The organism is Paracoccus sp. IB05, from assembly GCF_016405985.1.
Taxonomy (GTDB): Bacteria; Pseudomonadota; Alphaproteobacteria; order Rhodobacterales; family Rhodobacteraceae; genus Pseudogemmobacter.
Window position 1 is genome coordinate 1 of the sequence record NZ_JAEFCF010000036.1, and the last position, 25,691, is coordinate 25,691.

The window sequence follows — 25,691 nt, forward strand, 5'->3', positions numbered from 1 at the left end:
CCCGGCATGTTCTTCGACGAAGTGCTTGAATCTCACGAATTCCGGTCATCCGACAAAGTAGTTGTTTTTGATATTTTTCTCCTGCTAAGCAGAGGTGTGTCCGATAATGCAACCTTATCGGATGTTATGGCGAGGTGACAGCCGCGGCGGATATTTACATTATGAATAAGTTTAAGCGCCGATGGATCTTTGTAGCTCCAGATGCCGCGACCATCCCCATCCCCCGCCTTGCGGCGCTGGATCAGGCAATCTGTCTACCGTGAAGATATTGAAACAACGAGTTTTCTGCCGGATCATCCCTCGCGGCTCCCGAACCGGTTGCTCGGCCTGAGGAGCCAGCCCGTATCCTCGAGCGCAGCGGCGATTCCCGGGCTTGAGGGGCGCCGGGAAGAGGCAATGCAACTGCGCGATCTTCTCGCCCTTGGCCCGGCGCATCGCGGCCTTGCCCTCTGGCCGGGGACGCGGCTTTGGCCAGAGCCTTCGGTTGGGGTCGCCCCGTGGCGCTGGTTGCAGCACATCTTCCGCTCACAGCGTTCCGGCTGGAGGGAGAGGTATGGCTTGCCGGCAATATCGCAAAGATTCCTATAACCCGGTTGCCCTGGATCTGTCAGGGCATTGGCGTGAGGCGGTTCAGTCCGCAGAAGTCAATGGCCTGCCCAATCCCAAGCCAGTCATCCTGTATGCGGAGATCTTCTGCCTCCGCTATGCCGTCTCCTGCCGCGATCTGGCGGAGACAGTGGCGGAGCGATGGGATACCGTCGACTATGCGACGCTCAACCGCTGGGTGGTTCTTTAGGCGCGCAATCGCGACTTACGGTGCGCCCGACCGGGTGGTGATCGACAAGAGCGGTGCCAATCTGGCTGGCTTGCAAGCCGTGAAGGTCATTCTGAAATTCACCGACGAAGGGCGCACGATCCCGATCCAGAAAGTCAAATGTCTCAATAGCATTCTCGGGCAGGATCACAGGTTCGTCAGGCGGATCACCCGCCCAGTGACGGGCTTTAAGGCCCTCTACCCGACCGCAGCGACCAGTGCCGGGATCGGGACTGCTCACATGATCCGAAAGGGTCAAATCCGGGCGAACGGCACCACGTCATTCCACACCTTCGCGGACCTGGGGGCATAATCATGTTCAGCAGCCTCACCCTTAATAATAACTGAAAAGTTGCGACAGCACCCACCTGCGGCCTCAAGCACAATAGCGCACCACCGCCAGGCCAGGCTGACATGGCGCCGGCGGTGCCGTGTCTGTGGGAAGCCCCCGCACCATGGCCCACATCTTCACGGGGTGGCGTGGATTTATGTCGTAGTGGACACATATTCCGTTCTCTCGATGCAATACACGTCGGTTTGCTGCGCGGGCACCGGAGGGGCACTTTCCTGGCAAACCTGCCCCGCAGAACGGCCTGCATGCCAGAGAGGTCGTTCGCATCGTCCGACTCCGGGGTCGGCCGCTGTCACGGGTGACCTCGGCAGTCTGACCCTCCGACTGTCCCAAAGCCTTCCTGCACATTCTGCAATGGCGGCATTTGATAAATGAATTATGCGCCCTGGCATCCCTGCGGCTACGGAAAGATGTAAGTAGGGAGTAGATTATGACAGGCACTACGACTGGCACCTGGGTCACTGCGGTTTCTGTTGCCGAGCTGGATGACGGCGACGCAATGCGTTTCGATCATGAGGGCCGCTGTGTTGCGGTCTATAATGCTGGCGGCACATTTTACGCTTCGGCCGGCATTTGCAGCCATGAACATGCCTTCATGTCAGAGGGCTATCTCGATGGCCATATCATCGAATGCCCCCTGCATCAGGCGCTGTTTGATATCCGTACCGGCGCCAACCTGTCCCCTCCTGCGACGAAATCCCTGCAGACCTATCCGACCCGGGTGGAAAACGGAAAGGTGATGGTTCTGCTGGGCTGATGAGACACGGGGCTGCGTCGGAGGAGACGCGCAGCGCCGCAAAGCAAAATCAAGGGAGGAACGAATGAAACTGACACGCCGCAGCGTGCTTGGCAGCGCATTGGCATCGACGGCTCTTGCAGCCATACCCACCGGAATTCTGCCGCATCTCGCGCAGGCTCAGACTGGCGGGGGGGGGCACAGCGTCCTGAACGCCCTGATCGCGCAATATGCGGCGGCCGCCGCCGAAGGGATGAAGAACGCCTCTGTCGCCGCGCTTTATGACCGCGACGCGTTCACCGATTACCTCGAAGTCTATCCGGTGGCTGATCTGGTCGATGGCTTTGACTGGAAGCCGGGCATGGGTGCAACCTTTACCGGGCCCTATAGCAAGCTCGAGATCAAGGCCCCGTTCACCGATTACATTCCGCTTCCCGAGGGACCGGTGCTGGACCCTGCGAAGACCTATAAGATCGGCTTCGTCTTCCACGGCTTCAACCATCCCTGGCTGATTGCGCTTGCAGATACCGCAGCCTGGGAGGCGGCGCGTCACCCGAATATCGAGATCGAAGTCGTCGATGCAGAATTCGATGACAACAAGATGGGCCAGATCATTGATACCTGGGTGACGCGCCAGTTTGACGGGATCGTCCTCTGGCCCTCGCGCGAGGCGCCGATGGGGCCGCCGGTGGATCGTGCCATTGATGCCGGCATTCCGGTGGTCAGCGTTGACCGTCGCACCTCGTCGCAGAAGATCAGCTCTGAGGTTCTGGGGAACTTCTACGCGAATGGGCTGCAACAGGGGCTTTATCTCAAGCATTCCGGCCAGACCGGCAAGATCATCCTCAACCGCAAGGATCTGGGCAGCACCGCCGATTCCATCCGCACCGGCGCATTCCTCCAGGTGATAGGCCAGGAAGAAGGCTTCGAGATTGCGGGGAACTACCACACCAACAGCCAGCGTTCGCTTGCGTTCCAGTCAACCGTGGATGCGCTTCAGGCGATCCGCGATGTTGCGGTCAGCTTCAATACCGGCGGCGAAGAGGCGATGGGCGCACTCGATGCGATCCGCGAAGGCAACCGGCTCGATTCCGCGCCCGATGGCAAGCGTATCGCCATCCTCGCCAATGATGATGCGAAAGAAGTGCTGCATGAGGTGGAACAGGGCAATATCGCCATGGTTTCCCCCTATACGCCGCTGATCGGTGATATCGGGATCCGGACCGTCCTTCTGCATATCGGGGCGAAAGAGGGGCTGAATGCCGCGCCGCCGCGCCTGGTGCTGACCCCGAACCTGCCGATGATCACCCGTGAAAAGATGACCATCGAAGGGGTCGAAACCATGACGCCGGCCGAATGGCCCTATGCTTACGGTCCGGCGGTCGCCTGAGCGGGCCCGGATCCGACGGCGCGCTTCCGGCTGGCTTTGCCACCCGGAAGCCGCCGGTTTCCTCCGCAGCCCTTGCCAACGGAGACTTCCCTTGTCTGATATCCAGAAAACTCACAACCCCGCGGTTTTTGTGCGGGGAGGGTCTCGTCTTGCCCGGGCCTTCGGGAGCGGTGGCGGTGACCTGAGCCGCCTTTTCGTGCTGATCGCGCTGCTGGTGAGTGGCGCGCTGCTGTTTCCCGGATTTGCCAGCCCCGGCAATGCCATGGTGATCCTGACCTCGGTTGCCGGGGTCGGGATCCTGGCGCTTGGCATGACCATGGTGATCATCACCGGCGAAATTGACCTTTCTGTCGCAGGGATTGCGGTGCTTTCGACCGTGATCGGCGGCGTCCTGCTGCCGGGGGGCTCTCCGGCCATGGTGATCGGGGCGGTTTTGCTGACCGGGCTGGTCCTCGGGCTGATCAACGGGATCCTCGTGGCCGCGCTGCGGCTGTCCTCGCTGATCGTGACCCTGGCCACCATGGGGATCGCCAGCGCGCTGGCGAATATCATCTCACGCGGGCAGGCCAGCTACCCGAATGCAATGCCGGAATTCCTCTGGTTCGGGCGCGGCGCAATCGCCGGCCTGCCGGTGCCGGTTGCTCTGTTCCTGCTGGCGGCGGCTGTCGCGCTGGTGCTGACCGGATCGGCCAGCTTCGGGCGCAGGCTTTATGCCACCGGCGGCAATGCACGGGCCGCGGAACTGTCCGGTGTTCAGACCTGGAAAGTCCGGCTTACGGTTTTCGCCTTGTCAGGCCTTGCGGCAGCGCTGGTCGGCCTGATCGAAAGCGCGCGTCTGGGCTATATCAATCCTGCCGGTTTTGTGGGGCTGGAGCTGAAGGTTCTGGCGGTCGCGGTCCTTGGCGGTGCGGCGCTTTCCGGCGGTGTCGGCTCGGTCCGGGGGGCGGTTCTTGCCACGCTTATCATCGGCTGCATCAACAATCTGCTGAACCAGGCCGGGGTCAGTTTCTACATGCAGCAGGTGGTGACCGGGCTGGTGATCCTTGCGGTCGTGGCCCCCGGATTCAGCAAAAGGATTGATGTGCGATGAGCATTGCAACAACGCCCCGCCACAGGGGGCCTGCGATCATACCGCAGCTGATCGGCAACCCGCTTCTGTGGTTGCTGGTGCTGATCCTGGCCCTGGGCCTGATGACCAGCCCGGTCTTCCTCAGCGGCAATAATATCGCCAATGTCCTGCGCAATGCCGCAGTGGTCGGTCTGCTGGCCACCGGTTTTTCGGTGGTGCTGCTGACCGGGCGGATCGATCTGTCAATTGCCTCGGTCATGGTCTTTTCGGTGATTGCCGGCGTGCTGCTGACAACCGAGGCCGGGCGCTATCTCGGATATCGCTGGATAGTGCGCGGCAATACATTTGCCGGCCCGGAAGCGCTGGCCATCGGGCTTTGCCTGGCAAGCGGGGCGCTGCTCGGGTTGCTGAACGGGCTTGGCTCCGTCGGGCTGAAGATCACCTCTTTCATCTTCACCCTGATCACCATGACGGCCCTGCGCGGCGTCAGCTATCTGATCACCAATGGCGCGCCGGTCTATTATTCGGAAGGGCTGATGCGCTGGCTGGGCGAGGCGGTGTTCTTTGGCCTGCCGGTGGGCTTCATTCTGTTCCTCGCCATGGCGGTTCTGCTGCATCTGACCCTCAGCGGAACGGTTTTCGGCCGCAGGCTGATGGCCATAGGCGGCAATGAAAAAGCCGCGCGTTACAGCGGCATCAATACCGGGCTGATCGTGATTGCGGCCTTTGTGATCAGCGGATTCTGCGCGGCACTGGCGGGTGTGCTGTTCACTGCCCGGCTGATGTCGGTCGAGCCGGCCCTGGCACAGGGCTATGAGCTGATCGCCATCACCATCGCGGTCATCGGCGGGATCAGCCTCGCGGGCGGCACCGGGTCGATCCCGAATGTCCTGCTCTCGGCGGTGACATTTTCGGCGGGGCTCAATCTGCTCGCGATCTGGGGGATCGCGACATGGTACCAGAACCTCGCCATTGGCATAGCCCTGATCGCAACCGTGATCCTGACGCGGGTGCTGAACAAGGCAAAACCGTCCTGAGCGGCGGACATAACGGGAGGAGACAGCAATGAACGGACATCTGACGCTTGGCGTCGATATCGGCACGACCAATGTCAAGGCATCCATCCTTGACACCCAGAGCGGCAGGATCGTCGCTTTCGGCTCACAGGAGCATCCGCTTTTTCACCCGCGCCCGGGCTGGGCCGAGCAGGAGGCCGACAATTACTGGTCGGCTGTGGTCTCGGCGATCCGGCAGTGCCTGGAACAGGGAAATTTCGCAGACCGGATCGCGGGGGTCGCGATCTCGGGTCTGGTCGGCGTCACCCTGCCCGTGAATGACAAGGGCCAGCCACTGCGCCCGGCGATGATCTGGATGGACAGCCGGTCAGAGGCCGAATGCGACGACATCCGCCGCCGCGTGGGCGAAAGCGAGATCAACCGTATCAACGGCAATCGCGTGGCGCCCTGGTTCATCGACCCCAAGGCGCTTTGGATGGCAAAACATGAGCCGCATATCTTTGCGGCCACGCATAAATTCCTCTCGCCATCGGGCTATTGCACCTTCCGCATGTCGGGCGCCTTTACAATGAACACGGGCGATGCAGGTCTCTGCTATGCCTATGAATATCAGAAAGCCGCCTGGAACGCCAAAGCCGCCGAGGCGATCGGCATCCCGATCGAGAAACTGCCCCGTCTTTACCAAAGCCATGAGGTGGTCGGCGAAGTGACGCGCCGTGCCGCCGAGGAAACCGGTCTACGGGCGGGAACCCCGGTCGCGGCGGGCGGCACCGATATCAGCTCTGCGGCGCTTGGGGTCGGGGTGACGCGGCCCGGTCAGGCCTTCTATTCGATGGGGACCGGATCAAACCTCGGGGTCATCATTCCGACCGAACAGCGACTGGATGAATTCCGCGTCCTGAAATGGCCGCATGTGCTGCCGGGGCTGACGATGTTCGATGCGCCGATGGCCTTTACCGGCGCCTCGCTGAAATGGTTCCGCGATCAGTGGGGCGACAGTGAATGGCAGCTGGCCGAGCGGATGGGCGAGAATGTCTTCGACCTCTTTACCGCCCAGGCCCGCCATGTGCCGCCCGGCGCGAACGGGCTTTTGTATCTGCCCTATCTGGGCAATTCGCTTGCCCCGAACTGGAACAGCAATGCGACAGGCGTTTTCTTCGGTGTGCGTCCGACCACCGGGCGCTCAGATATGATCCGCGCCCTGATCGAGGGTGTGGCCTTTGATCTGCTGTCGAACTTCCGCATCGCCACCGAGGCCGGAGCCGGGATCGACACGCTGGTGCTGAACGGCGGCCCGACCAAAAGCCGGTTCTGGAACCAGATCACCGCCAATGTGGTGAACCGCCCGCTGCAGGTGCCGGATATCGGCGAGGCCGCGCCCGTAGGCGATGCGGTTCTGGCAGCGGTTGCCGCCGGGATCTACCCCGATCCGGTCACGCCGCTCGCCGATATCGTCCGCATCCGCGAGACCATCGACCCCGACCCCGCCGCCCATGAACGCTATATGGAGTTCTTCTCGATCTGGCAGGAGGTGTACCAGAACCTGCGCCCGACCATGGACCGCCATCGCGGCCTCATGGAACGGCTGGAGGGCTGAGCATGGATATGTCTGCGCCCTTGCTGGAACTGCGCGGGATCGGCAAGTCCTTTCCCGGCGTGCGTGCGCTCCATGATGTCAGCCTTGATCTGCGGGCGGGCGAGGTCCATGCGCTGCTTGGCGAGAACGGCGCAGGCAAATCGACACTGCTCTCGTGCATGAACGGGTTGTTGCGCCCGGATGAGGGCAAGATCCTGATCGCTGGCCGCGAGGTGCAGTTCGCGCGCCCTGCGGCCGCGATTGCGGCGCGGTTGGCTATGGTCCACCAGGAGCTGGTGCTGTGCAGCAATCTGAGCGTGGCGCAGAATATCTGGCTGGGCCGTGAAATCCGGCGGGGCGGCGGCAGGATTGACCGCGCCGCGACCCGGGACCGCACCCGCGAGCTGCTGGCCATGGCCGGACTGGATCTGGATCCGGATTGCATCCTGGGCACTCTGGGCCTGGCCGAACAGCAGATCGTCGAAATCTGCAAGGCGCTGGCCAGCGATCCGCGCATTATCGTGCTGGATGAACCAACCGCCTCTCTGGATGACGACCAGGTGCAGCGCCTGCTTGGAGTGGTGCGCCGCCTCAGAGATCGCGGTCTGGGCATCATCTATGTCTCGCACCGTCTGAACGAGGTGCTGGAGCTTGCCGACCGCATGACCGTGCTGCGCGACGGGCGTCATGTCGTCACCCGTGATCTGAACGGTATGACCGAAGACGGGATCGTCTCTTACATGGTCGGCACCAACCGCGCGGGTAACGGGTTCGCCTGGTCAGCCCGACCGATTGGCGCCCCGGTGCTGGAGGTCGAGCGCGCTGTAACACGCGGCAGGCTGAAAGATGCCTCCTTGCGGGTCCATGCCGGCGAAATCGTGGGGGTCGCGGGTCTTCTCGGCTGCCACCGCGAGGAACTGGCCCAGACGATTTTCGGCACTGTGCCGTTGCAAAGCGGGGCGATCCGCATTGACGGGCACAGCCCCCGCCTCACCTCGCCTATGGCGGCGATCCGGGCGGGCGTGGCCTATATGCCGGCGGACCGCAAGGAACAGGGGCTCGTCCTGGGCATGTCGGTCGGCGAGAATATCACCATGACCGAACTTGACCGCCTTTCGCGGCTCGGCCTGATCCGGCGCAGTGCGGCGCGACGGATGAGCCTTGATCTGATGCGCCGGCTGGGCATCCGCGCCAGTGGACCGGGTCAGCGCGCGGGGCAGCTTTCGGGCGGCAATCAGCAAAAGATCGTCATCGCGAAATGGATGACGAAGCCCGGCCGGGTGGTGATCGCCGAAGATCCCACACGCGGTGTCGATATCGGGGCGAAAAGTGAGATCTGGGGCGCCCTGCGCAGCCTTGCCGAAGAGGGGCGCGGTTTGCTGGTTATGACAACCGAGCTGCAGGAAATGATGCAGGTCTGCGACCGCATTGTTGTGATGAGCCGCGGCCGCGTCACCGGGGAATTCACCCGCGATGCCTTTGATGTGGAACGGATCACGGCCTGCTTCTTCTCGTGAAACGTGCCGGGCAGATGCCCGGTCGGGGTGAAAGCAATAACCCCATGCAGAACATGAATTTAACGCCTGAAAGCCGGCCCTGTAGCCTGACAGAGGCTTAGTCTGAGAGGAGGATTCTCGAATGGATGGAAACGGCTCTGCCAGCTATGCTGGCATTGGCGGGATCGGCAGCAATGTCTGGCCGCTCACTGGCGCGGAAATGATTTCGCGCAGCAAACTCAAAGAGTTGCGGGCACGTAGCAATGGGCCGGGACTGGTCAACCTTGCGGTGCATATCTCGGCGCTGGCGGTAACCGGCTTTCTGGTCTGGCTGGCCTCGGGCAATCTCTGGCTGCAGATCCCGGCCATGGTGCTTTACGGCACGATCATCGTGCTGACTTTTGCGCCACTGCATGAATGTTCGCATGGCACGGCCTTCAGATCGCGCTGGCTGAACTACCTCGTCGGCATCGCCATCGCGACGGCGACGCTCAGGCCCTTCCTTTATTTCAAATACCGCCATGCCGCGCATCACACCTATACGCAGCATGATGATCTCGACCCCGATATCGTGCCCTTCCCCACTTCGCTGCGCGAATATTTCCGTCTGGTACTGGGCGCGTCTTTCTGGCCGAAACTGCTGGGCACTTTGTGGCGCGGCGCGACCGGGCGCTACAATGAGGAAGAGAAAAGTTTCCTGCCCGAAAGCGTGCGCGGCCGTGTTTCGCTGGAAATCCGGCTGGATGTTCTGCTTTACATCACCATTGCGGCGGCCTCGGTCTATTACGGCAGCATGATTGCGCTGACCTACTGGCTGATCCCGCGCTTTCTGGGTGAGCCCGTTCTGCGCGCCATCCGCATGGCCGAACATACCGGTGCCGAGGAAAGCCCGGACCTGCTGGCAAATACCCGCACCACGCTGGCCAATCCGATCTTCCGCAAGCTCTACTGGAACATGCCCTTCCATGCCGAACATCACCTGGCATCCTCGGTCCCGTTCCATGCGCTTGGTCAGTTGCATGACCATGTGCAGCCGCATCTGAAACATGTCAGCCGGGGCTATATCCAGGTCCATCGCGAGATCCTGGCCGAGGTGCTGCGCCTTCAGCGCGAGAAAAGGCAAGCACGATGAGCATGGATGCGGGCCGGATTGCCGGAACTGCCAGAATTGTCGTCATCGGGTCCGGCCATTCGGCCGGGCGGCTGATCGCCCAGCTGAAATCTCTGGGCCACAGCGGTCGGATCGTGCTGATCGGCGAAGAGGCACATCCGCCCTATGAGCGGCCCTGGCTCTCGAAATCGATGCTGACCGAGCCGGTGGAACCAGCGCTGCCTGCTATTCTGCCTGACCTGGAGGGCGTGGAATTCCGGCCCTCGCGTCAGGCGGTCGCGATTGACCGCAAGGCGGGGCGGGTGCGGCTGGAGGATGGCAGCGACGAGGCCTATGACATTCTCGTCCTCGCCACCGGTCTGGCCCCACGCAGGCTTGCGCTTTGTGATGGTCTGGAAGACCGTGTGCTCTGCCTGCACAAACTGGACGAGGCGCGCGCATTGCGTGCCCGTCTGGGCCAGGAAACCGGAGGCGGCAGTGTCGCGCTGGTCGGGGCAGGTTTTATCGGGCTGGAGGTGGCCTCATCGGCCCGTCAGCTGGGCTGCGCCGTCGATATCATCGAAAAGGCACCCCTGCCGCTGATGCGCGCCCTGCCAGAGGCCCTTTGCCGCCGGATCGCCGCATTGCATGAGGCAGAGGGCTCACGCCTGCATCTGGGAACCGGGGTGACTGCCTTAGCACCCGAGGGCGACGGTGTCCGGCTGAGCCTGGAGAATGGCTGCCATATTTCGGCAAAGACGGTTGTTCTGGGCATGGGCGGCACACCGCGTGACGCGCTGGCCCGGGAGGCAGGGCTTGATCTTGCCGACGGGATCCTGACCGATGCGGCCGGCCGCAGCTCGGACCCGCAGATCTTCGCAATCGGCGATGTCGCCCGCCGGCGCTCCGGCACGACGGAAGCGGCCGGCCTCAGGCTGGAATCCTGGCGCAATGCCGAGGACAGCGCCATTGCCGCCGCCGCTGCAATCCTGGATGCGCCCCCGCCTCCGCCCCCGGGCGCGCCGTCTTTCTGGACCGAGCAGCTGGGCCAGCGCATCCAGTTTATCGGACAGCCGGTCGCAGATGGCGAGCTCTGGCAGTCGGATGAGGCCTTCCGCCCCGGCTATGGCGCCTTTCTCATGCGCGACGACTGCCTGCACCAGGCGGTTTTCGTCAATGCCCCCAAGGTCATGCGCGCCGCCCGCGAGGCCTTTCGCCGGGATGGCAGAATTGCCGCCGACACCCTCTCTGCGCTTGGTTTCCGGCGCATCTGATCCCTTCCAGTTCTTTACGGAGACGCAAAGATGATCCGTTCATCCGCAGCGATTTGCACTGCGGCGGGCCGCCCGCTGGAGATTGCCGAAGTCATGGTCGCCCCACCCCGCGCCGGCGAGGTTCTGGTCGAGATCGACCATACCGGCCTGTGCCATACCGATCTGACTGCGCTTGAAGGCGCGAATGCCACGGCGGTCTATCCGCTGATCCCCGGCCATGAAGGCGCGGGGCGGGTGGTGGAAACCGGCCCGGGCGTCACCGGGCTGAAGCCTGGCGACCATGTCATCCCGCTTTACGGGCCGGAATGCGGTGACTGCGCCATGTGCCGGTCAGACCGCACCAATCTGTGCTGGACGATCAAACCCACCCGTGACCGCGGCGTGATGCCCGAGGGCAGCGCCCGCTTCAGCCGCGACGGCGAGGTCATCCATCACTTCATGGGCACCTCGACCTTCTCACGCTATACAGTCGTGCCGGAAATCGCCCTGTGCCGGATCCGCCAGGATGCCCCCCTGAATGAGGTCTGCCTGTTCGGCTGCGGCGTCACCACCGGTGTCGGGGCCGCGCTGTCTGAGGTGCGGCCAGGCGACCGCGTTGCGGTTTTCGGCCTGGGCGGCATCGGCATTAATATCATTCAGGGCGCGCGTATCGCCGGCGCCAGCCAGATCATCGGCATCGACCTGTCCGGCAGCAAGACCTCCCTCGCCCAGAGCTATGGCATGAGCCATTTCATCCGCCCGGACCCGGCTGGCAGTGACACGGTCACCGAGATCCGCGATCTGACCCAGGGCGGCGTCGACGTGGCCTTTGAATGCACCGGCGTGCTTTCCGTCATGCGCCTGGCCCTCGACGCAGCGGTGCCGGCCTGGGGCAAAGCGGTGCTGCTGGGGGTAGAGCCGCCCGGCTCCACCCTTTCCGTACCGCCGGTCCAGGTGCGTTACGGCAAATCGCTGCTGGGCAGCTATTTCGGCGGCGTCAAAGGCCGGAGCGGGCTGGGCGCGCTGATCGACCGCTATATGGCCGGAGAGATCGACCTGAAAGGGCAGATCACCCACCGGATGCCGCTCGCCCGGATCAATGAGGGGTTTGATCTCATGCGCGCCGGGACATCGGTGCGCTCTGTCGTCAGTCTGGTCTGAACCATGGCACACGAAGATGAAGCGGATTGGGTGTTTCGTGACCGTCATCCCGAGCGCGGCGAGGTCTATGCCCGCATGGACAGCGAAAGTGACCGGGCCTATGCGACGCTGAAACTGCAGCGCGGCCTGCGCTATGGTGACCATCCGCGTGAGGCCTTCGACCTTTTTCCCGGCCATTCAGGCGCGCCGCTGGTGGTCTTCTTTCATGGTGGGTACTGGCAGTCTCTCTCGCGCGAACGCTTTGCCTTTGTTGCAGACCCCCTGGTCCGCGCCGGATTCAATGTCGCTCTGCCCGGCTATCCATTGGCGCCAGAGGCTTCGCTGAGCGCGATTGTTTCCGCAGCCAGTATCGCAGTGAAAGTCGCCACAGAGGCCGCAACTGCGGCTGGCCTTGCCCCATCCGGCTGGATCGCCGCAGGTCATTCTGCGGGGGCACATCTGGCACTGATGACCGCGCTTTCACCGCAATCTGTTCCATTGCGTGGTGTGGTCGCCATCAGCCCGATCTGTGATCTTGACCCCTTGCGTGGCACCAGCCTCGACAGCGCGCTGAAGCTGACCAGCGAGGATGTCCGGAGCCTGAGCCCTGCGCGGCTGCCTCTTCCGTCCGCCAGGGTGCAGATGATTGTCGGGGCAGATGAAACTGCGGGCTTCCGGGGTCAGGCCTTCAGCCATACCGCCCGCATGGTGCAGGCCGGCCATGATTGTTCCTGCCGTGAATTGCCCGGCCTCAATCACTACACGATTCCCCTTGAGATTCGTCGCCCTTACTCGTCGATCATGGCTGCAGTCATCGAGCTGACCGGAACACCGGCAGGCCAGGGAGGAACAGGACTATGCTTACAAGGGAACGTCTGAATTACATCAACTTCAACCAGCTGCGCTCTTTCTTTGCGGTGGGGCGCGAGCTGAGCTTCACCAAAGCGGCGGATCTGCTGTGCATCGGGCAGCCGACGGTCACCACCCAGGTGAAATCGCTTGAAGAGACCTATGGCAGGCAGCTCTTTTTGCGAACCCCTTCCGGGGTCGAGCTGACGACAGAGGGCGATGCGCTGATGCTGATCGCCCGCCAGATATTCGCGCTGGAACAACGGGCCCATGCGCTGCTGACCAGCCGGCCCGAGATCGCCGGGCGGCTGCATATCGGGACCGTGGGGCCGTTTTTCGTGATGAAGCTGCTGGCGGGCTACAGTGACAGGTTCCCGCTGGTCCATGTCACGCTGGAAAGCGGCAGTTCGGACCGGATTTACCGCAAGCTGATCGACTACAAGGTGGATGTTGCGATCCTTGGACGCGATTACGCTGATCCCCGGCTTGATGATGTGGCTCTGGGCGAACATGAGGTCATGCTGCTGCTGCCGGTCGCGCATCCCTGGGCACAGCGGCAGAAGATCATGGTCGAAGAGCTGGACGGGGTGCGCATGATCTGGCGCGAAAGCGGCTCCATGACCCGGCGTGCCTTTGAGGGGATCCTCGAAAAGCGCAGTGTCCGGCCCTCGGTGGTTATGGAACTGGCGCGGGATTCCATGATCGAGGCAACCGCTGCCGGTCTCGGCATCGGGATTATTTCGCGCACCGAATTCGACAGCGATCCGCGGCTGGTGAGCCTGCCGCTCGCCGGAGAAAAGCCGGTGACCCATTCCTATGCCGCCTGCCTGAAAGAGCGCCGGTCGATCGGGTCGATCGATGCCTTCATGACCATGGCGCGCAGTGCCGCCGACGCTGCGCAATCGGCACCGGCCGAGACCAATACAGACCGCCCGCAAGGCAATCTCGTCGACATCAGGCGGGCGAAGCAGAAAACAGGATGACAGATGGCGAAGCCGATAGCGGATATGTTGATTGTGGGCGGTGGTGTGAATGGCTGCGGCATCGCGCGGGACGCTGCGGGACGTGGCCTGAAGGTTATCCTTTGCGAAAAGAACGATCTCGCCGAAGGCACGTCGTCGCGCTCGACCAAGCTGTTCCATGGTGGGTTGCGCTATCTGGAGTATTTCGAATTCCGTCTCGTGCGCGAAGCCTTGCGCGAAAGGGAGACCCTGCTGGCGGCCATGCCCCATATCGCGCGGCCGATGCGCTTCGTCCTGCCCTTTCACCCGTCGATGCGGTTCGAGGGGGGCACGCCGGCATCGCGTTTGCTGGGCCGGTTCATGCCATGGCTCCGGGATCGTCGCCCCGCCTTTGTGATACGACTGGGCCTTTTCCTTTATGACCATATGGGCGGGCGCAAAATCCTGCCGCCGACCCGCCGGCTCAATCTGCGCAAGGATGAGGCGGGTCAGGCGCTGAACGGCGCGTTCCGGAAGGGATGGGAATATTCGGATGCGGCGGTCGATGATGCCCGGCTGGTCGTGCTGAATGCGCGCGATGCCCAAAGGCTGGGCGCGGACATCCGGACCCGCAGCGAGGTCGTCGCCGCAAGGCGTCAGGCCAATTTCTGGGAGGTCGATGTTATTGGCCCGAAAGGGCCGGAAACACTGCGCGCGCGGCTGGTCGTCAATGCCGCCGGCCCCTGGGTCGGCGGGATCAGCGCAAAACTGTCTCCGAGGTCCGAGCGCGGGCTGCGGCTTGTGCGCGGCAGCCATATCGTGGTGCCCCGCATCTTCGGCCATGACCGCGCCTATATCCTGCAGGGCCCTGACGGCCGCATCGTCTTTGCCATTCCCTATCATGAGGATTTCACGCTGATCGGCACGACGGATGTCGACCACAGAGGCTCGCCTGATCAGGTGAACTGCTCGGATGAAGAGGTCCGTTATCTGTGCGATTTTGTCAGCCGTTGTTTCGAAAAGCCGGTCCTGCCCTCGGATGTGGTCTGGCGTTATGCCGGGCTGCGGCCGCTGCTGGATGATGGTGCGGGCGATGCCCGATCCGCCACCCGGGACTATTCGCTTGACCTGGAACAGAATGACCGGGCGCCTCTGCTGACGGTTCTGGGCGGCAAGATCACCACCTATCGAAAGCTCTCCGAGGCTGCGGTCGATCTGATCGCGCCCCTCTTCACCAGCTGCAAGGCCGCCTGGACGGCCATGGCACCGCTGCCGGGTGGAGATTTCGACCCGGGGCAGGCGGATGCTCTGGCACAGGCACTGACCCGGCGGCATCCCCAACTCCCACCCGCCACCTCCCGCAGACTGATACGTGCCTATGGTACCGAGGCCCTGGTGATGATGGAGGAGGGGCCGGGCGCCGATCTCGGTGGCGGCCTGCATGAGGCCGAACTGCGCTGGATGGTTGAGCGTGAATTTGCCACGACACTTGATGACGTCATCTGGCGCCGAAGCAAGCTTGGTTTGCGTGTTGCACCGGAGGGGCGCCGCAAGATCCGGGCCTGCCTCGAGCGCCTGATCCTGGAGCAGAGCCGGTATCGCAGACAGTAGCTTCTGCCAGGTGGTGCGGCTCTATAAAGCCAGTCTTAGACGCAGTGTCGCGCGCGGTGACAGAGCCCCGTGTTCAGCGAAGGGTCCTCGGGTCCGGTGATGGTTTCGTCTCTTCGGGCCAAAGGAGAGGTGCGTTGCGGTGACAGGAAATCACCATCGAGACCGCCGGGACGCCGGCGAAGCTTCAGCCGATCCTTGCCGCTCTTGATCTGGAGTTTCTGATTGCCGCCCGCTCGCAGGGCGACAGGTAAGAAATTGAGGATCTGTTCTGATGGGGTGGCGTCCGGCCTGGCAGCCGTTGCAGGTTGTGCTGAACAACCGCCCTGTCGGCACGTTGAGCCGCGAGAGCAATAGCGCGACCAGGTTTGTCTATCACCCGGACCGGCTGGCCTGGGAACACGCTTCCGGTTTCTCTTTCTTTGCCCCTGCGCGGGACACCCTGGCGCGGCGCAGCCGTCCTTGCATTTTTCGAGAGCCTTCTGCCCGATTCCGACCGGATCCGCCGGCTTGTCGCCGAAAGGCTTGGCGCGCGCGGCACGGATGCCTGCGGCCTCCTATCGGTGATCGGCCGCGACTGCGTGGGGGCTTTGCAGGTCATCGCAGGCGAGGGTGTTCCTCCCGGCAGCACCGGCCAGCCGCTTTCCCTTTGTCCCCGGTGAGGCAGCGAGCCAGCTTCCCCAGGGCTTTCCCGCCGCCATTGTCGAGAGCGTTTCCGCCGCCGCAATATGGCGCAGCCGCAGCCTTCTGGCGCTCGGGGCGTCAGTGACCGGCTGCGCGGCAAGGCCCGGGACGGCCCCGGTCAGATCATGCCGCCATTGGCGCGCAGCACCTGGCCGTTGATCCAGCCGCCATCCGGGCCGACGAGAAAGGCGACCACGGCTGCGATGTCTTCGGGGCTGCCGAGCCGTTCGAGCGGGTTCATCTTCGCCAGATGCCCGACAAGCTCGGGCGACTTGCCATCGAGGAACAGCGCGGTCGCGGTCGGCCCGGGCGCAACGGCATTGACAGTGATCGAGCGGCCCCGCAACTCCTTGGCCAGAATGCCGGTCAGCGTCTCGACCGCGGCTTTGGTCGCGGCGTAAATGCCGTAGGTTTCAAGTTTAAGCCCCACCACGCTGGTCGAAAAATTCACGATACGGCCCCCGTCGCGCAGGCGTTTCGCCGCCTCGCGCAGGGTGTGGATCGTGCCTTTCAGATTGATGTCGATCTGGCTGTCGATCAGCGCGTCTTCGCTCTGGCCGATCGGGGCCAGCTTCATGATTCCGGCATTGTTGACGAGAACATCAATACCTCCGAAAGCAGCCTCGACAGTGTCGAACATGCGGGTGACGGCAGGGACATCCCTTACATCGGCCTGGATGGTAAGGGCCCTGCCGCCCGCTTTTTCGATAGCGGCCGCAAGCTCCTCCGCCGGCCCGACCGAGCCTGCGTAATTGATGACGACGCTGTAGCCGTCAGAGCCAAGGCGACGGGCGATGGCCGCGCCGATGCCGCGAGACGCGCCGGTGACGAGGGCGACCTTATTGCTGTCAGTCATGTCATTTCTCCTGTGCTCAGCGCCCATGCGCCGGATTGCAGGGAATATGCGCTTTTCTTTGAACTGAATAATCACCTATATTTTGGCATCACTATTCCATTGTAACGAACAAAAGCGGGCCGGCTTTCGCAGCACCCGCGCGGGAAACAGAGCAGAGATCATGGACCGACTGGACGCGATGCGGCTCTTCACGCGGGTCGTCGAAAGACGGAGCTTCACTGAGGCGGCTTTTGATCTCGACATTCCGCGCTCCACCGCGACCCAGGTGATCCGGCAGATGGAAGACCGCCTCGGAGCGCGGCTGCTTCAGCGCACGACGCGCAGCGTGCGGCCGACCCTCGACGGCGAGGCATATTACCGGCGCTGCATCACCATTCTCGCCGATGTCGAGAATGCCGAAGGGGCCTTCGCCGGTGCAACGCCAGAAGGACCGCTGCGCGTGGATGTGCATGGCACATTGGCACGCCACTTCATTCTGCCGGCGCTGCCGCAGTTTCTGGAGCGCTATCCCGGGATCGCGCTTTACATGAGCGAGGGCGACCGGCTGGCAGATCTTGTGCGCGAGGGGATCGATTGCGTGCTGCGTGTCGGTCAGCCGCAGGACAGCGAAATGATCCTGCGCCGTCTCGCAACTCTGCCAGAGGTCACGCTTGCCTCACCGGATTATCTGGCCCGCTTCGGCAATCCCGCTGATGTCGACGCCCTTGCCGGCGGCCATCGCATGATCGGATTTCACTCGACGGCCACCGGGCGGCTGCTGCCGTTGGAGTTTTCGGTTGGCGGCAAGGTGCGCGAGGTGATCCTGCCGACAACGCTTACCGTCAATGCCGCCGAAAGCTATGTGGCGGCCGCCAGGCTGGGCCTCGGATTGATCCAGGTGCCGCATTACCATGCCGAAGCCGCGATGGCTGCCGGCGAGCTGATCGAGGCGCTGCCAGCCAGCCTGCCGCCACCCCTACCGGTTTCGCTTCTCTATCCCACCAACCGGCAGCTGTCGCCCCGGGTGCGATTGTTCATCGACTGGGCGGCGCAGCAGTTTGCCAGCGGTCAGCGGGTCTGACCCTCGCGACTGACCCTCGCGCCTGACGCACGGGCCGGGCCCTTGCCGGTATGGGATTCAGAACGTCCGGCCAAGCTTCGCGGCCCGTTCCAGCAGGCCGGTGCGCGCGCTTTCTGACCCTGTACTGCCATGCAGAAGCTCCAGAGAGGCCTCCGCTATGCCGCAATAATTGAGGACGCCCTGCACCAGCTGCGTCTGCATGGCGCTGTCATAGCTGCGCTTTGCGTATTGCCCGGCATCGGCGGCGGCGAGGCCGATCAGCAGGGCCTTCTGATGCGCCAGCCTGCGCTCGCCATAGGCCCAGTCACGGTTCCAGACCCGGTCGATCCAGCCCTTGCTCGTGGCCGGCAGCGACCACCACCAGACCGGGAACACGAAGGCGAGCGCGTCGTTTCTCGTGACCCGCTCCTGCTCAGCCAGAACGGCGGGGCTGTAGATCTTGCCGGGCGTATCACGATCGGGCTCGTCCTCGACGCCAAGGCGCGGATCAAAGCCTTCTGCGCGCAGATCCGCGATTTCGGCCTGGTGCCCAGCCTCTTGCAGGCCGGCGACAAAGCGGTCCAGAACCGCGCCACAAAACGAATTCCGGCGCGGATGATCGAAAACAACCAGGACGTTCAAATCGGGCCTCCATACTTTTGTGATGCGTCATCCGGCCCGGCCGGTTCCGGCAGCGCGCCTGATCGCTCAGGGCAGAATCCAGGGCTGACGCAGGATGCGGAGAGAGACCTGGTCTCCCGGACGCAGATCCGCGGTCAGGTCAGGCGCCTGCCGCACCAGAATTCGGGCACCGGATGCGAGGCGCACCAGGATTTCGACGACCGGCCCCAGGAACACGATGTCGGTAATGGTGCCGGTAATGGTGCCGGTCTGGGCGGCCGTCAGGGCGGCGGTTCCGGTGTCGCTGCGCAGAACGGTGAAATCCTCGGGCCGGAACAGGGCCGCGCCTTTGCCGGGCTGAAGGCCCGGCGTTCCGGTGGAATCCCCACCCGCCAGGGCGACAGCAGGGTGCGCCTCGTCAAACATCTCTGCCGGCAGAAGGTTCGAATGCCCGACAAAGCCCGCGACAAAGGCGCTGCCTGGCTTCTGGTAGATCTCTCCGGGCGTGGCGAACTGTTCGACCGTGCCGTTGTGAAAGACCGCGATGCGATCAGAAAGCCGCATCGCCTCTTCCTGATCATGGGTGACGTAAAGGATCGTGGCGCCGGTGCTGTCATGGATCCGTCTGATCTCGCGCTGCAGATCCAGTTTCAGGCTCTGATCCAGCGCGGCCAGCGGTTCATCCATCAGAAGCATCTCCGGCTCGTAGGCCAGGGCGCGCGCCAGGGCGACCCTTTGCTGCTGCCCGCCCGAGAGGGCATTCGGCCGGCGATCCGCGAATTCCTCCAGCCGCACAAGCGCCAGCATTTCCTCGAGCCGCCGCTTTTGCCGCTGCCGGTCCCATTTGCGCATCTTCATCGGAAAGGCGATGTTTTCGGCGACAGTCAGATGCGGGATCAGCGTGTATCTCTGGAAGACCATCCCGATATTGCGCAGGTTCGGCGCCACCGGAAGCAGCGAGTCACCCGCAAGCCGGATATCCCCGGTGCTGGGTGTTTCAAGCCCTGCGATCATATAGAGCAGTGTCGATTTGCCCGAGCCGGACGGGCCCAGAAAAGTGACGAATTCGCCGCGTCCGATCTCGAGGCTGACATCGCGCACGGCGATGCTTTGGCCAAAAGATTTGCTGAGCGCGTCAATTGAAAGCCAGGCTGTCATCTGCCCCTCCGGGTCAGGATTGCCGCGATCAGCAGCAGGATCAGTGAAAAGGCCAGCACCATCGTCGAGGCCACCGCGATCACCGGCGTCAGATCCTGGCGCAGGGTGGTCCAGAGCTTGACCGGCAGGGTTTGCAGGTTCGGGCCCGCCATGAAGATCGAGATGACGATCTCGTCCCAGGAAATCAGGAAGGCGAAGATCACCGCTGTGATGATGCTGAGACGAATGGACGGAAAGGTCACATGCAGCCGCGCCCGCCAGCGGCTGGCGCCGCAGAGGACGGCGGCATCCTCAAGCGAGGGATCAAAGCTGTTCAGCCCATTCACAAGGATGATCACGGTGAAGGGCAGGGCCACGATGGCATGGGACAGCACGAAGCCGATGAATGTGTCATTCAGCCCGGCCCGCAGCGCGAGAGAATAGATCCCCACGGCCAGCACCACCACCGGCAGCACCATCGGCATCAGCAGCAGCATATGCAGCCACCAGGCCCCGCGCAGCCTGCCACGGCTCATCGCAAGTGCTGCGCCCAGCCCGAAGACCACCGCAATCACCGCCGCCGCGAGACCGACCCGGAGGCTGGCGCCCAAGGCCGCGAACCAGCCGGGATCGGCGAAAAACGCCTCATACCATTTCAGTGTCCATCCCGGCGGCGGGAAGATCAGCCAGCGCGACGATCCGAAGGACAGGAGCACAATGAAAACGACCGGCAGCAGCAGGAAACCGGCCACCAGAAGCCCGATCGCAACCAGGACCCAGCGGAGGGCGCCGAGATGACGGAAATCCAATAACATCAGCGGCCTCCCTTTGCGGAGCGCAGCGGGTCGAACAGGCGCAGTTGCAAGGCATAGGCCGCAAGCGTGATGGCAAAGAGGATGAAGGCTGCCGCTGCGCCCAGACCCCAGCGAAGCAGGGATTGCACCAGATGCACGATCAGCTCGGCCAGCATCATGGTTGAACTGCCGCCCAGCATCACAGGCGTGATGAAATAGCCCAGCGACATGACAAAGACCATCAGGGCGCCTGCTGCGATCCCCGGCACGCAGGCCGGCAGGAAGACATGCAAAAAGCACTGCCATCGGTTTGCGCCGCACAGCGCGGCGGCCCGCAACAGCCCCGGCTCAATCGCGCGCATGGTGCTGAGCAGGGGAAAGATCACGAAAGGCAGCAGGATATAGGTCATCCCGATCACGACCCCGGTCATGTTGTTGACAAGGCTCAGCGGCTCCGAGATGAGGCCAAGCCCTTTCAGCATCCGGTTGATCACCCCATTCGACTGCAACAGGATCAGCCAGGCGAAGCTGCGCGTCAGCAGGCTGGTCCACATCGAAATGAAGATCAGCCCCAGAAGAGCCATGCCCCAGAACCGGTTTGAAACCGCGATCAGCCAGGCGACGGGAAAGCCGATCAGCACCGTCACCACGGTCACCACCGATGCGATGGTGAATGTGTTGAGCAAAACCGTGCGATAGGCCCCGGATTGCAGCAATTCGGCATAATTCCCGAGCCCGGCTTCGGGCTCCAGAATGCTTCTGGCCAGCAAAAGCGCGACCGGCAGGAGGAAGAAAAACAGAACCAGAAGCAGCGCCGGGATCGCAAGCGTCGCGGTCGCTCCCTCAAGCCTTGCGCGCAGCGCCGCGCGCCAGCCCCGTGGGGCAGGGCCGGGCAGCTGTACGGAGCGGGTCTTATCAGGGCCTGTCTGCATCTGTTCTTCCCCTCATGACGGATCAGCCGGCCTGCCACTCATACCAGCGCGCGCTGATGGCGTCGCGATTTGCGGCCCACCAGGCGATGTCCAGCGGCACATTCTGCGCCGCATGTTCGCTGGGCTGATAGGGCAGGATCTCGGCCTTCAGCTCGGGGATCGCGCCGGGATTGGTCGGTCCATAGGCCGAGAGATTGGCCATACGGGCCTGGCCTTCCGCGCTGCCCGCATAGGCAAGAAAGCGCATCGCCGCCTCTTTGTTCGGCGTGCCTTTGGGCACGACCAGCACATCGGCCGCGACCAGGTTCTGATCCCAGGAGATGCCGATATCCAGCCCGTCCTGGATCAGCGACCAGAGACGCCCGCTCCAGAGCATCCCGATCTTTGTCTCGCCCGAGGCGACCAGCTGCTGCGATTCCGCGCCGCTGCTGTACCAGACGATCTGCGACTTGATCTCGTCGAGTTTCTTGAACGCGCGGTCCAGATCGAGTGGGTAAAGGTCTTCGGGCTTCACGCCATCTGCCAGCAGTGGCACCTCCAGCAGGCCCGGCCCGACCCATTTGTAATAGGCGCGCTTGCCGGGGAATTTTTCGAGATCAAAAAGATCCGCCCAGCCTGCGGGCTCGGTATCGAAGCTGTCTTTGACAAAGCCGAGCACATGGGTCGAGACATAGCTGCCGATGGTGTAATCGGTCACAAAGCGCGGATCATGCGAGTCGCGGTCGATGATCGAGAAATCCAGTTTCTCCAGCAGCCCCGCATTGCCGGCAAAGACGCCGAAGTCATGTTCGACATCTACCACGTCCCAGGTGACATTGCCGGCCTCGACCATTGCCTGAAGCTTGCCGTAATCCGAGGGGCCGCCCGGGGCGACTTTGATCCCAGTCGCCTCGGTGAAGGGGCCGATCCAGGCCTCTTCCTGCGCGGCCTGGGTGGTGCCGCCCCAGCTGATGAAATTGACCACTTTCCCATCGGCCAGGGCGCTGCGCGCGCCGATCAGGGCCAGTGCGGTGCCCGAGCCGAGAGCGGCAAGGAGAGAACGTCGGTTTATCATGGGTTTCTGTCCTGTTTTCGCTATGAGGGGAAATCAGCCAAGGATCCGGCGATAGTAATCCAGCCAGTTCTGGCCGAGGAAATCGTCGATCTGCTCCTCGGTCCATTTGCGGCGCGCAAGCTCATCGGCAAGGCGCGGCAGATCGGCGGGCGTGCGCATCCACTCCGGCCAGACCGGCGGCACCACCGGCGCCCAGTCATAGGTCGACCGCCCGGTCCGGACCTGGCGGATATAGGACAGCGGACGACGCCAGACGAAATCAGTGCCAAGCCCCAGCGATTTATGGCCAACCACAGACGCGGCATGTTCGACCATATCGATAAAGGTCTCCAGCTTGCAGTCGATCCCGCCGGGAAGCATCGCGGGGAACAACACCATCCCGAACATGCCGCCGGTTTCGGCCACCTTCTTGAGCACATCGTCGGATTTCAGCCGGTGGGTCAGCTCGAACTTATGGCCGTATTTCGTGCCGAAGCTTGACGGGTTGGAATGGGTGACGGCAATCGGCTGGCTCGAATGCTCGATACTGTCCAGCGTGGTGCGCAAACCGCAATGCGACACATCGACGATCATCCCGAGCCGGTTCATTTCAGAGATGATCTTCCTGCCGTAAAGCGACAGCCCGCTGTCATTCGGCTCAAGGCAGCCGGAGCCCGCAAGACCCTGGTGGTTATAGCTCATTTGCAGGCAGCGGATGCCCAGATCATAGAAGATCTCGACCAGCGCCAGGTCATCTTCCAGCGGCAGGGTGTTCTGGAAACCGAGGATGACGGCGGTGCGGCCACTTTCGGCGATCCGGGTGATGTCATCTGCGGTGCGGGCCTGTTCGATCAGGTCGGTATGATGCCGGAAGGCGCGCCGCCAGCGCGACAGGGCGGAAAGCGCGTCACGGGTATTGTCGAAGGTGTAGTTCATGCAGGTCGTATGAACACAGGACACTCCGCCCCGGTTCCATTCCTGAAAAACCTCGACATCGCATTCATCGGCCTGCAATCCGTCGATCAGGATGCGGCGCTTTTGGGGGGTGAGTTCGGACATGGTTGCCTCGTCGTGTCAGGATTTGCGGGTCAGGATTTGAAAGTGTCAGAAGAAAGGGGCGGTGATGGATTCCGCCGCAAAACTGCGCTGGATCGCGGGGCGCTCGACCAGAGTGTCGAGATGGCGGGCCAGGTCGGGGAAGCTGCGGGTGGGCTTTGACAGCAGGCGGCACCAGCGCCCGAGGAGCAGCAGGTAGAAATCGGCAATCGAAGGCTGTTCACCGGCAAGCGCGTTCCGCCCCTGCAAGGCCGCGTCCAGCACGGCCAGATGGCGCAGAAGATGCGCCTCCATCCTCGCCCGATAGGCAGGCTCGTCTTCGGGCGGCACATAGAATTCGGGGCGGTAATACTGCCAGAAATCCACCTGGACCGTATTCGTGAGAAAGGTCAGCCATTGATAGGTCAAAGCGCGCTCGTGGCTTCCGGGCGCGGCGATCAGACCCGCCTCTGGATGGCGGTCTGCCAGATGCAGGCAGATCGCCGCCGCCTCGAACAGCGTCAGATCGCCATCGACCAGCGTCGGAATTCTTCCATTCGGGTTCAGCGCCAGATAGTCCGCGCTTTGATGCGCGCCCTTCTTGCGGTCGACGAGGATCAGCTCATAGGGCACCCCGATTTCGTTCAGCACAAAATGGGGCGCGAGACTCGCAAGTCCCGGCGCATAATAGAGTTTGTACATTCTGGTATGTCCTCAGCTCAGGCCGGTGTTCTGCGGCGGGTCGGCCTGCCATCGCGGTTTCATATCGAGGCGCTCCAGCATCCGCAGATGCGAACGCCGCGCCTCGTCATAGGCTTTCGCGGCGTCGACCAGTTGCGGATGACCGTCCGCCCAGACAAGGACGCCGTTGACGATCACCCTGTCGACCGATTTCGAGCCGCAATTATAGACCAGCGACTGGACCGGGTCAGACCAGGGGTGGGCCTCGGGCAGATCGGTGCTGCGGATGACGATATCGGCGTATTTCCCCGGCTCCAGCGAGCCGAGATCGGCTGCCATTCCCACCGCCTTCGCGCCGCCGATGGTGGCCAGTTCCAGCACATCCATCGCGGTCATCTGCTGGCCGTCACCCTTGGCGCGGGTGCCCAGCAGCGCCACAAGCCCCTGAAATCCGACATCATAGCGGCAGCCGGAGGCAACGCCGTCGCTGGCGAGCGAAACATTGGCACCGTGGCGGCGCATCTCGAGATGTCTTGCATGTTTTGCCGCCTGAGCCCCCAGATTCATCGAGGTCACCGGGCACCAGACCGCTGTCACCCCGGCTTCTGCCGCCAGCTTCACCTCATCGGGATCGAGGTCGTTCATATGGCTGAAGGTCATATTCCCGCCCAGCAAACCGTGATCTGCATAATGGCAGATCGCCCGTTTCCCCAGGCGCGCAGCATCAGCCCCGGCATCATGATGGTCAAAAGACTGATGCATGGTCAGGATCACGCCATTTGCATCCGCCACCGATTTTGCCGCCTGAAGCAGTTCGTCCGAGGTCGAACCAAGCCCGAAAACCACGACACAGCCGCGGATCAGCGGCTCTTTCGCCGCCGTATTGCGCTTCAGCTGCCCGCCAAGCAGATCAAGGCTGCGGTCCAGATCGCGCGCGGCGCGTGACATATCGTAAACGCCATCGCTGATCGGCAGATCCCACAGGAACGGATCCCCGATAAACCCCCTGATGCCCAGCTCTGCGGCGGCTTCGGCGGCAGCATCGGCATATTTCAGCGTTCCGGCCTCAAGAAAGCAGGTCGTGCCATTCGACAGCATTTCAAGGCAGTTGAGCATTGTTGCCGCGCGCTCGTCGGCAAGGTCAGAGAGATCCCACCACTGGCGCAGCACATTCATCATCGTGCCGGTTTCCAGCGTATCCGGCAGCGCCCCCCGGGCGGTGTTCATGAAATGCACATGGGTGTCGATGAAGCCGGGATGAACCGTACCGCCTTTGGCGTCGATCACCTGATCTGACCGGTAGCGGGCAAGGATCTCCGCCTCCGGTCCGACATCAACGATACGCCCGCCATTGATCGCGATCGCCCCGTTTGGCAGGCAGCGCCGGCCGGAATCCATGGTGATGACAAAGCCGTTGCGGATCAGACTATCGACAGGCAGCTGCTCCATGACATAGGCTCCGCTAAGGCTGTTTCCTGTGGCACCCCTCAGGCAGGCGCGCCGGTTCTCCTCAATCATAAAGGGTCAGCCTTACCGCTCAAATACTTAT

23 protein-coding genes and 1 pseudogene are annotated in these 25,691 nt (G+C 62.9%); 15 read left to right on the forward strand and 9 right to left on the reverse strand.

Translation table 11 applies throughout. From position 1 onward, the window contains the following. Positions 1-604 precede the first annotated feature (604 nt). The 14 genes and pseudogenes from JC607_RS19315 to JC607_RS25505 all read left to right on the forward strand — a co-directional run bounded on the left by JC607_RS19315 (position 605) and on the right by JC607_RS25505 (position 15,992). Positions 605-1,127: pseudogene (locus JC607_RS19315) on the forward strand (DDE-type integrase/transposase/recombinase). Positions 1,128-1,596: 469 nt separating this feature from the next. Continuing rightward, a complete protein-coding gene (locus tag JC607_RS19320; RefSeq protein ID WP_198838518.1) occupies positions 1,597-1,923 on the forward strand; it encodes a non-heme iron oxygenase ferredoxin subunit in 327 nt (108 codons plus the stop codon). Between the two features lie 64 nt (positions 1,924-1,987). Further along, on the forward strand, positions 1,988-3,292 hold the full coding sequence (locus JC607_RS19325; protein ID WP_198838519.1) for a sugar ABC transporter substrate-binding protein: 1,305 nt from the start codon (positions 1,988-1,990) through the stop codon (positions 3,290-3,292). Between the two features lie 91 nt (positions 3,293-3,383). Further along, positions 3,384-4,382, forward strand: a complete 999-nt coding sequence (locus JC607_RS19330; RefSeq protein ID WP_198838520.1) for an ABC transporter permease — start codon at positions 3,384-3,386, stop codon at positions 4,380-4,382. Next, the gene (locus tag JC607_RS19335; protein WP_198838521.1) at positions 4,379-5,398 is read left to right on the forward strand and encodes an ABC transporter permease; all 1,020 of its coding nucleotides are present in this window, start codon (positions 4,379-4,381) and stop codon (positions 5,396-5,398) included. The genes JC607_RS19330 and JC607_RS19335 overlap by 4 nt, the downstream gene beginning before the upstream one ends. Positions 5,399-5,426: 28 nt before the next feature. After that, on the forward strand, positions 5,427-6,974 hold the full coding sequence (locus tag JC607_RS19340; RefSeq protein ID WP_198838522.1) for an FGGY-family carbohydrate kinase: 1,548 nt from the start codon (positions 5,427-5,429) through the stop codon (positions 6,972-6,974). A gap of 2 nt (positions 6,975-6,976) precedes the next feature. Beyond that, positions 6,977-8,470: a sugar ABC transporter ATP-binding protein gene (locus JC607_RS19345; RefSeq protein ID WP_198838523.1), complete on the forward strand. Its 1,494-nt coding sequence runs from the start codon at positions 6,977-6,979 to the stop codon at positions 8,468-8,470. Positions 8,471-8,591: 121 nt separating this feature from the next. After that, complete coding sequence (locus tag JC607_RS19350) at positions 8,592-9,581, forward strand: fatty acid desaturase (RefSeq protein WP_092903036.1); 990 nt, start codon at positions 8,592-8,594, stop codon at positions 9,579-9,581. Then, positions 9,578-10,813 (forward strand): NAD(P)/FAD-dependent oxidoreductase, encoded by a 1,236-nt coding sequence (locus JC607_RS19355; protein WP_198838524.1) that lies wholly within the window; start codon positions 9,578-9,580, stop codon positions 10,811-10,813. The genes JC607_RS19350 and JC607_RS19355 overlap by 4 nt, the downstream gene beginning before the upstream one ends. Before the next feature lie 33 nt (positions 10,814-10,846). After that, positions 10,847-11,953 (forward strand): alcohol dehydrogenase catalytic domain-containing protein, encoded by a 1,107-nt coding sequence (locus tag JC607_RS19360; protein WP_198838565.1) that lies wholly within the window; start codon positions 10,847-10,849, stop codon positions 11,951-11,953. Positions 11,954-11,956: 3 nt separating this feature from the next. Next, the gene (locus JC607_RS19365) at positions 11,957-12,811 is read left to right on the forward strand and encodes an alpha/beta hydrolase (protein ID WP_198838525.1); all 855 of its coding nucleotides are present in this window, start codon (positions 11,957-11,959) and stop codon (positions 12,809-12,811) included. Then, positions 12,790-13,764 (forward strand): LysR substrate-binding domain-containing protein, encoded by a 975-nt coding sequence (locus JC607_RS19370; RefSeq protein ID WP_198838526.1) that lies wholly within the window; start codon positions 12,790-12,792, stop codon positions 13,762-13,764. Before JC607_RS19365 ends, JC607_RS19370 begins: the two co-directional genes overlap by 22 nt. Positions 13,765-13,767: 3 nt before the next feature. After that, on the forward strand, positions 13,768-15,333 hold the full coding sequence (gene glpD / locus JC607_RS19375) for a glycerol-3-phosphate dehydrogenase (RefSeq protein ID WP_198838527.1): 1,566 nt from the start codon (positions 13,768-13,770) through the stop codon (positions 15,331-15,333). Positions 15,334-15,752: 419 nt separating this feature from the next. Then, the gene (locus tag JC607_RS25505; RefSeq protein WP_233093026.1) at positions 15,753-15,992 is read left to right on the forward strand and encodes a HipA N-terminal domain-containing protein; all 240 of its coding nucleotides are present in this window, start codon (positions 15,753-15,755) and stop codon (positions 15,990-15,992) included. Positions 15,993-16,132: 140 nt separating this feature from the next. Here the strand turns inward: JC607_RS25505 and JC607_RS19385 are convergent, their stop codons facing one another. Then, positions 16,133-16,870, reverse strand: coding sequence for an SDR family oxidoreductase (locus JC607_RS19385; RefSeq protein WP_198838528.1), 738 nt, complete (start codon positions 16,868-16,870; stop codon positions 16,133-16,135). Positions 16,871-17,030: 160 nt separating this feature from the next. On the opposite strand from JC607_RS19385, the gene JC607_RS19390 reads away from it, so the two are divergent. Continuing rightward, positions 17,031-17,930, forward strand: coding sequence for a LysR family transcriptional regulator (locus JC607_RS19390; RefSeq protein ID WP_233093027.1), 900 nt, complete (start codon positions 17,031-17,033; stop codon positions 17,928-17,930). 57 nt (positions 17,931-17,987) lie between these two features. Here the strand turns inward: JC607_RS19390 and JC607_RS19395 are convergent, their stop codons facing one another. The 8 genes from JC607_RS19395 to JC607_RS19430 all read right to left on the reverse strand — a co-directional run bounded on the left by JC607_RS19395 (position 17,988) and on the right by JC607_RS19430 (position 25,591). Beyond that, a complete protein-coding gene (locus JC607_RS19395; RefSeq protein ID WP_198838529.1) occupies positions 17,988-18,551 on the reverse strand; it encodes an NAD(P)H oxidoreductase in 564 nt (187 codons plus the stop codon). A gap of 66 nt (positions 18,552-18,617) precedes the next feature. Then, the gene (locus tag JC607_RS19400; protein ID WP_198838530.1) at positions 18,618-19,688 is read right to left on the reverse strand and encodes an ABC transporter ATP-binding protein; all 1,071 of its coding nucleotides are present in this window, start codon (positions 19,686-19,688) and stop codon (positions 18,618-18,620) included. After that, positions 19,685-20,482 carry an ABC transporter permease gene (locus JC607_RS19405; RefSeq protein ID WP_198838531.1) on the reverse strand — a complete coding sequence of 266 codons (798 nt, stop codon included), beginning with the start codon at positions 20,480-20,482 and terminating at the stop codon, positions 19,685-19,687. Before JC607_RS19405 ends, JC607_RS19400 begins: the two co-directional genes overlap by 4 nt. Beyond that, positions 20,482-21,393, reverse strand: coding sequence for an ABC transporter permease (locus JC607_RS19410; protein WP_198838532.1), 912 nt, complete (start codon positions 21,391-21,393; stop codon positions 20,482-20,484). Before JC607_RS19410 ends, JC607_RS19405 begins: the two co-directional genes overlap by 1 nt. Before the next feature lie 22 nt (positions 21,394-21,415). Further along, complete coding sequence (locus JC607_RS19415) at positions 21,416-22,447, reverse strand: ABC transporter substrate-binding protein (RefSeq protein ID WP_198838533.1); 1,032 nt, start codon at positions 22,445-22,447, stop codon at positions 21,416-21,418. A 33-nt stretch (positions 22,448-22,480) separates the two neighbouring features. Further along, the gene (locus JC607_RS19420; RefSeq protein WP_198838534.1) at positions 22,481-23,485 is read right to left on the reverse strand and encodes a membrane dipeptidase; all 1,005 of its coding nucleotides are present in this window, start codon (positions 23,483-23,485) and stop codon (positions 22,481-22,483) included. 45 nt (positions 23,486-23,530) lie between these two features. Beyond that, the gene (locus JC607_RS19425) at positions 23,531-24,163 is read right to left on the reverse strand and encodes a glutathione S-transferase family protein (protein WP_198838535.1); all 633 of its coding nucleotides are present in this window, start codon (positions 24,161-24,163) and stop codon (positions 23,531-23,533) included. 12 nt (positions 24,164-24,175) lie between these two features. Continuing rightward, entirely contained in the window at positions 24,176-25,591 is a 1,416-nt protein-coding gene (locus JC607_RS19430) for an amidohydrolase family protein (RefSeq protein WP_198838536.1), read from the reverse strand. Positions 25,592-25,691 lie beyond the last annotated feature (100 nt).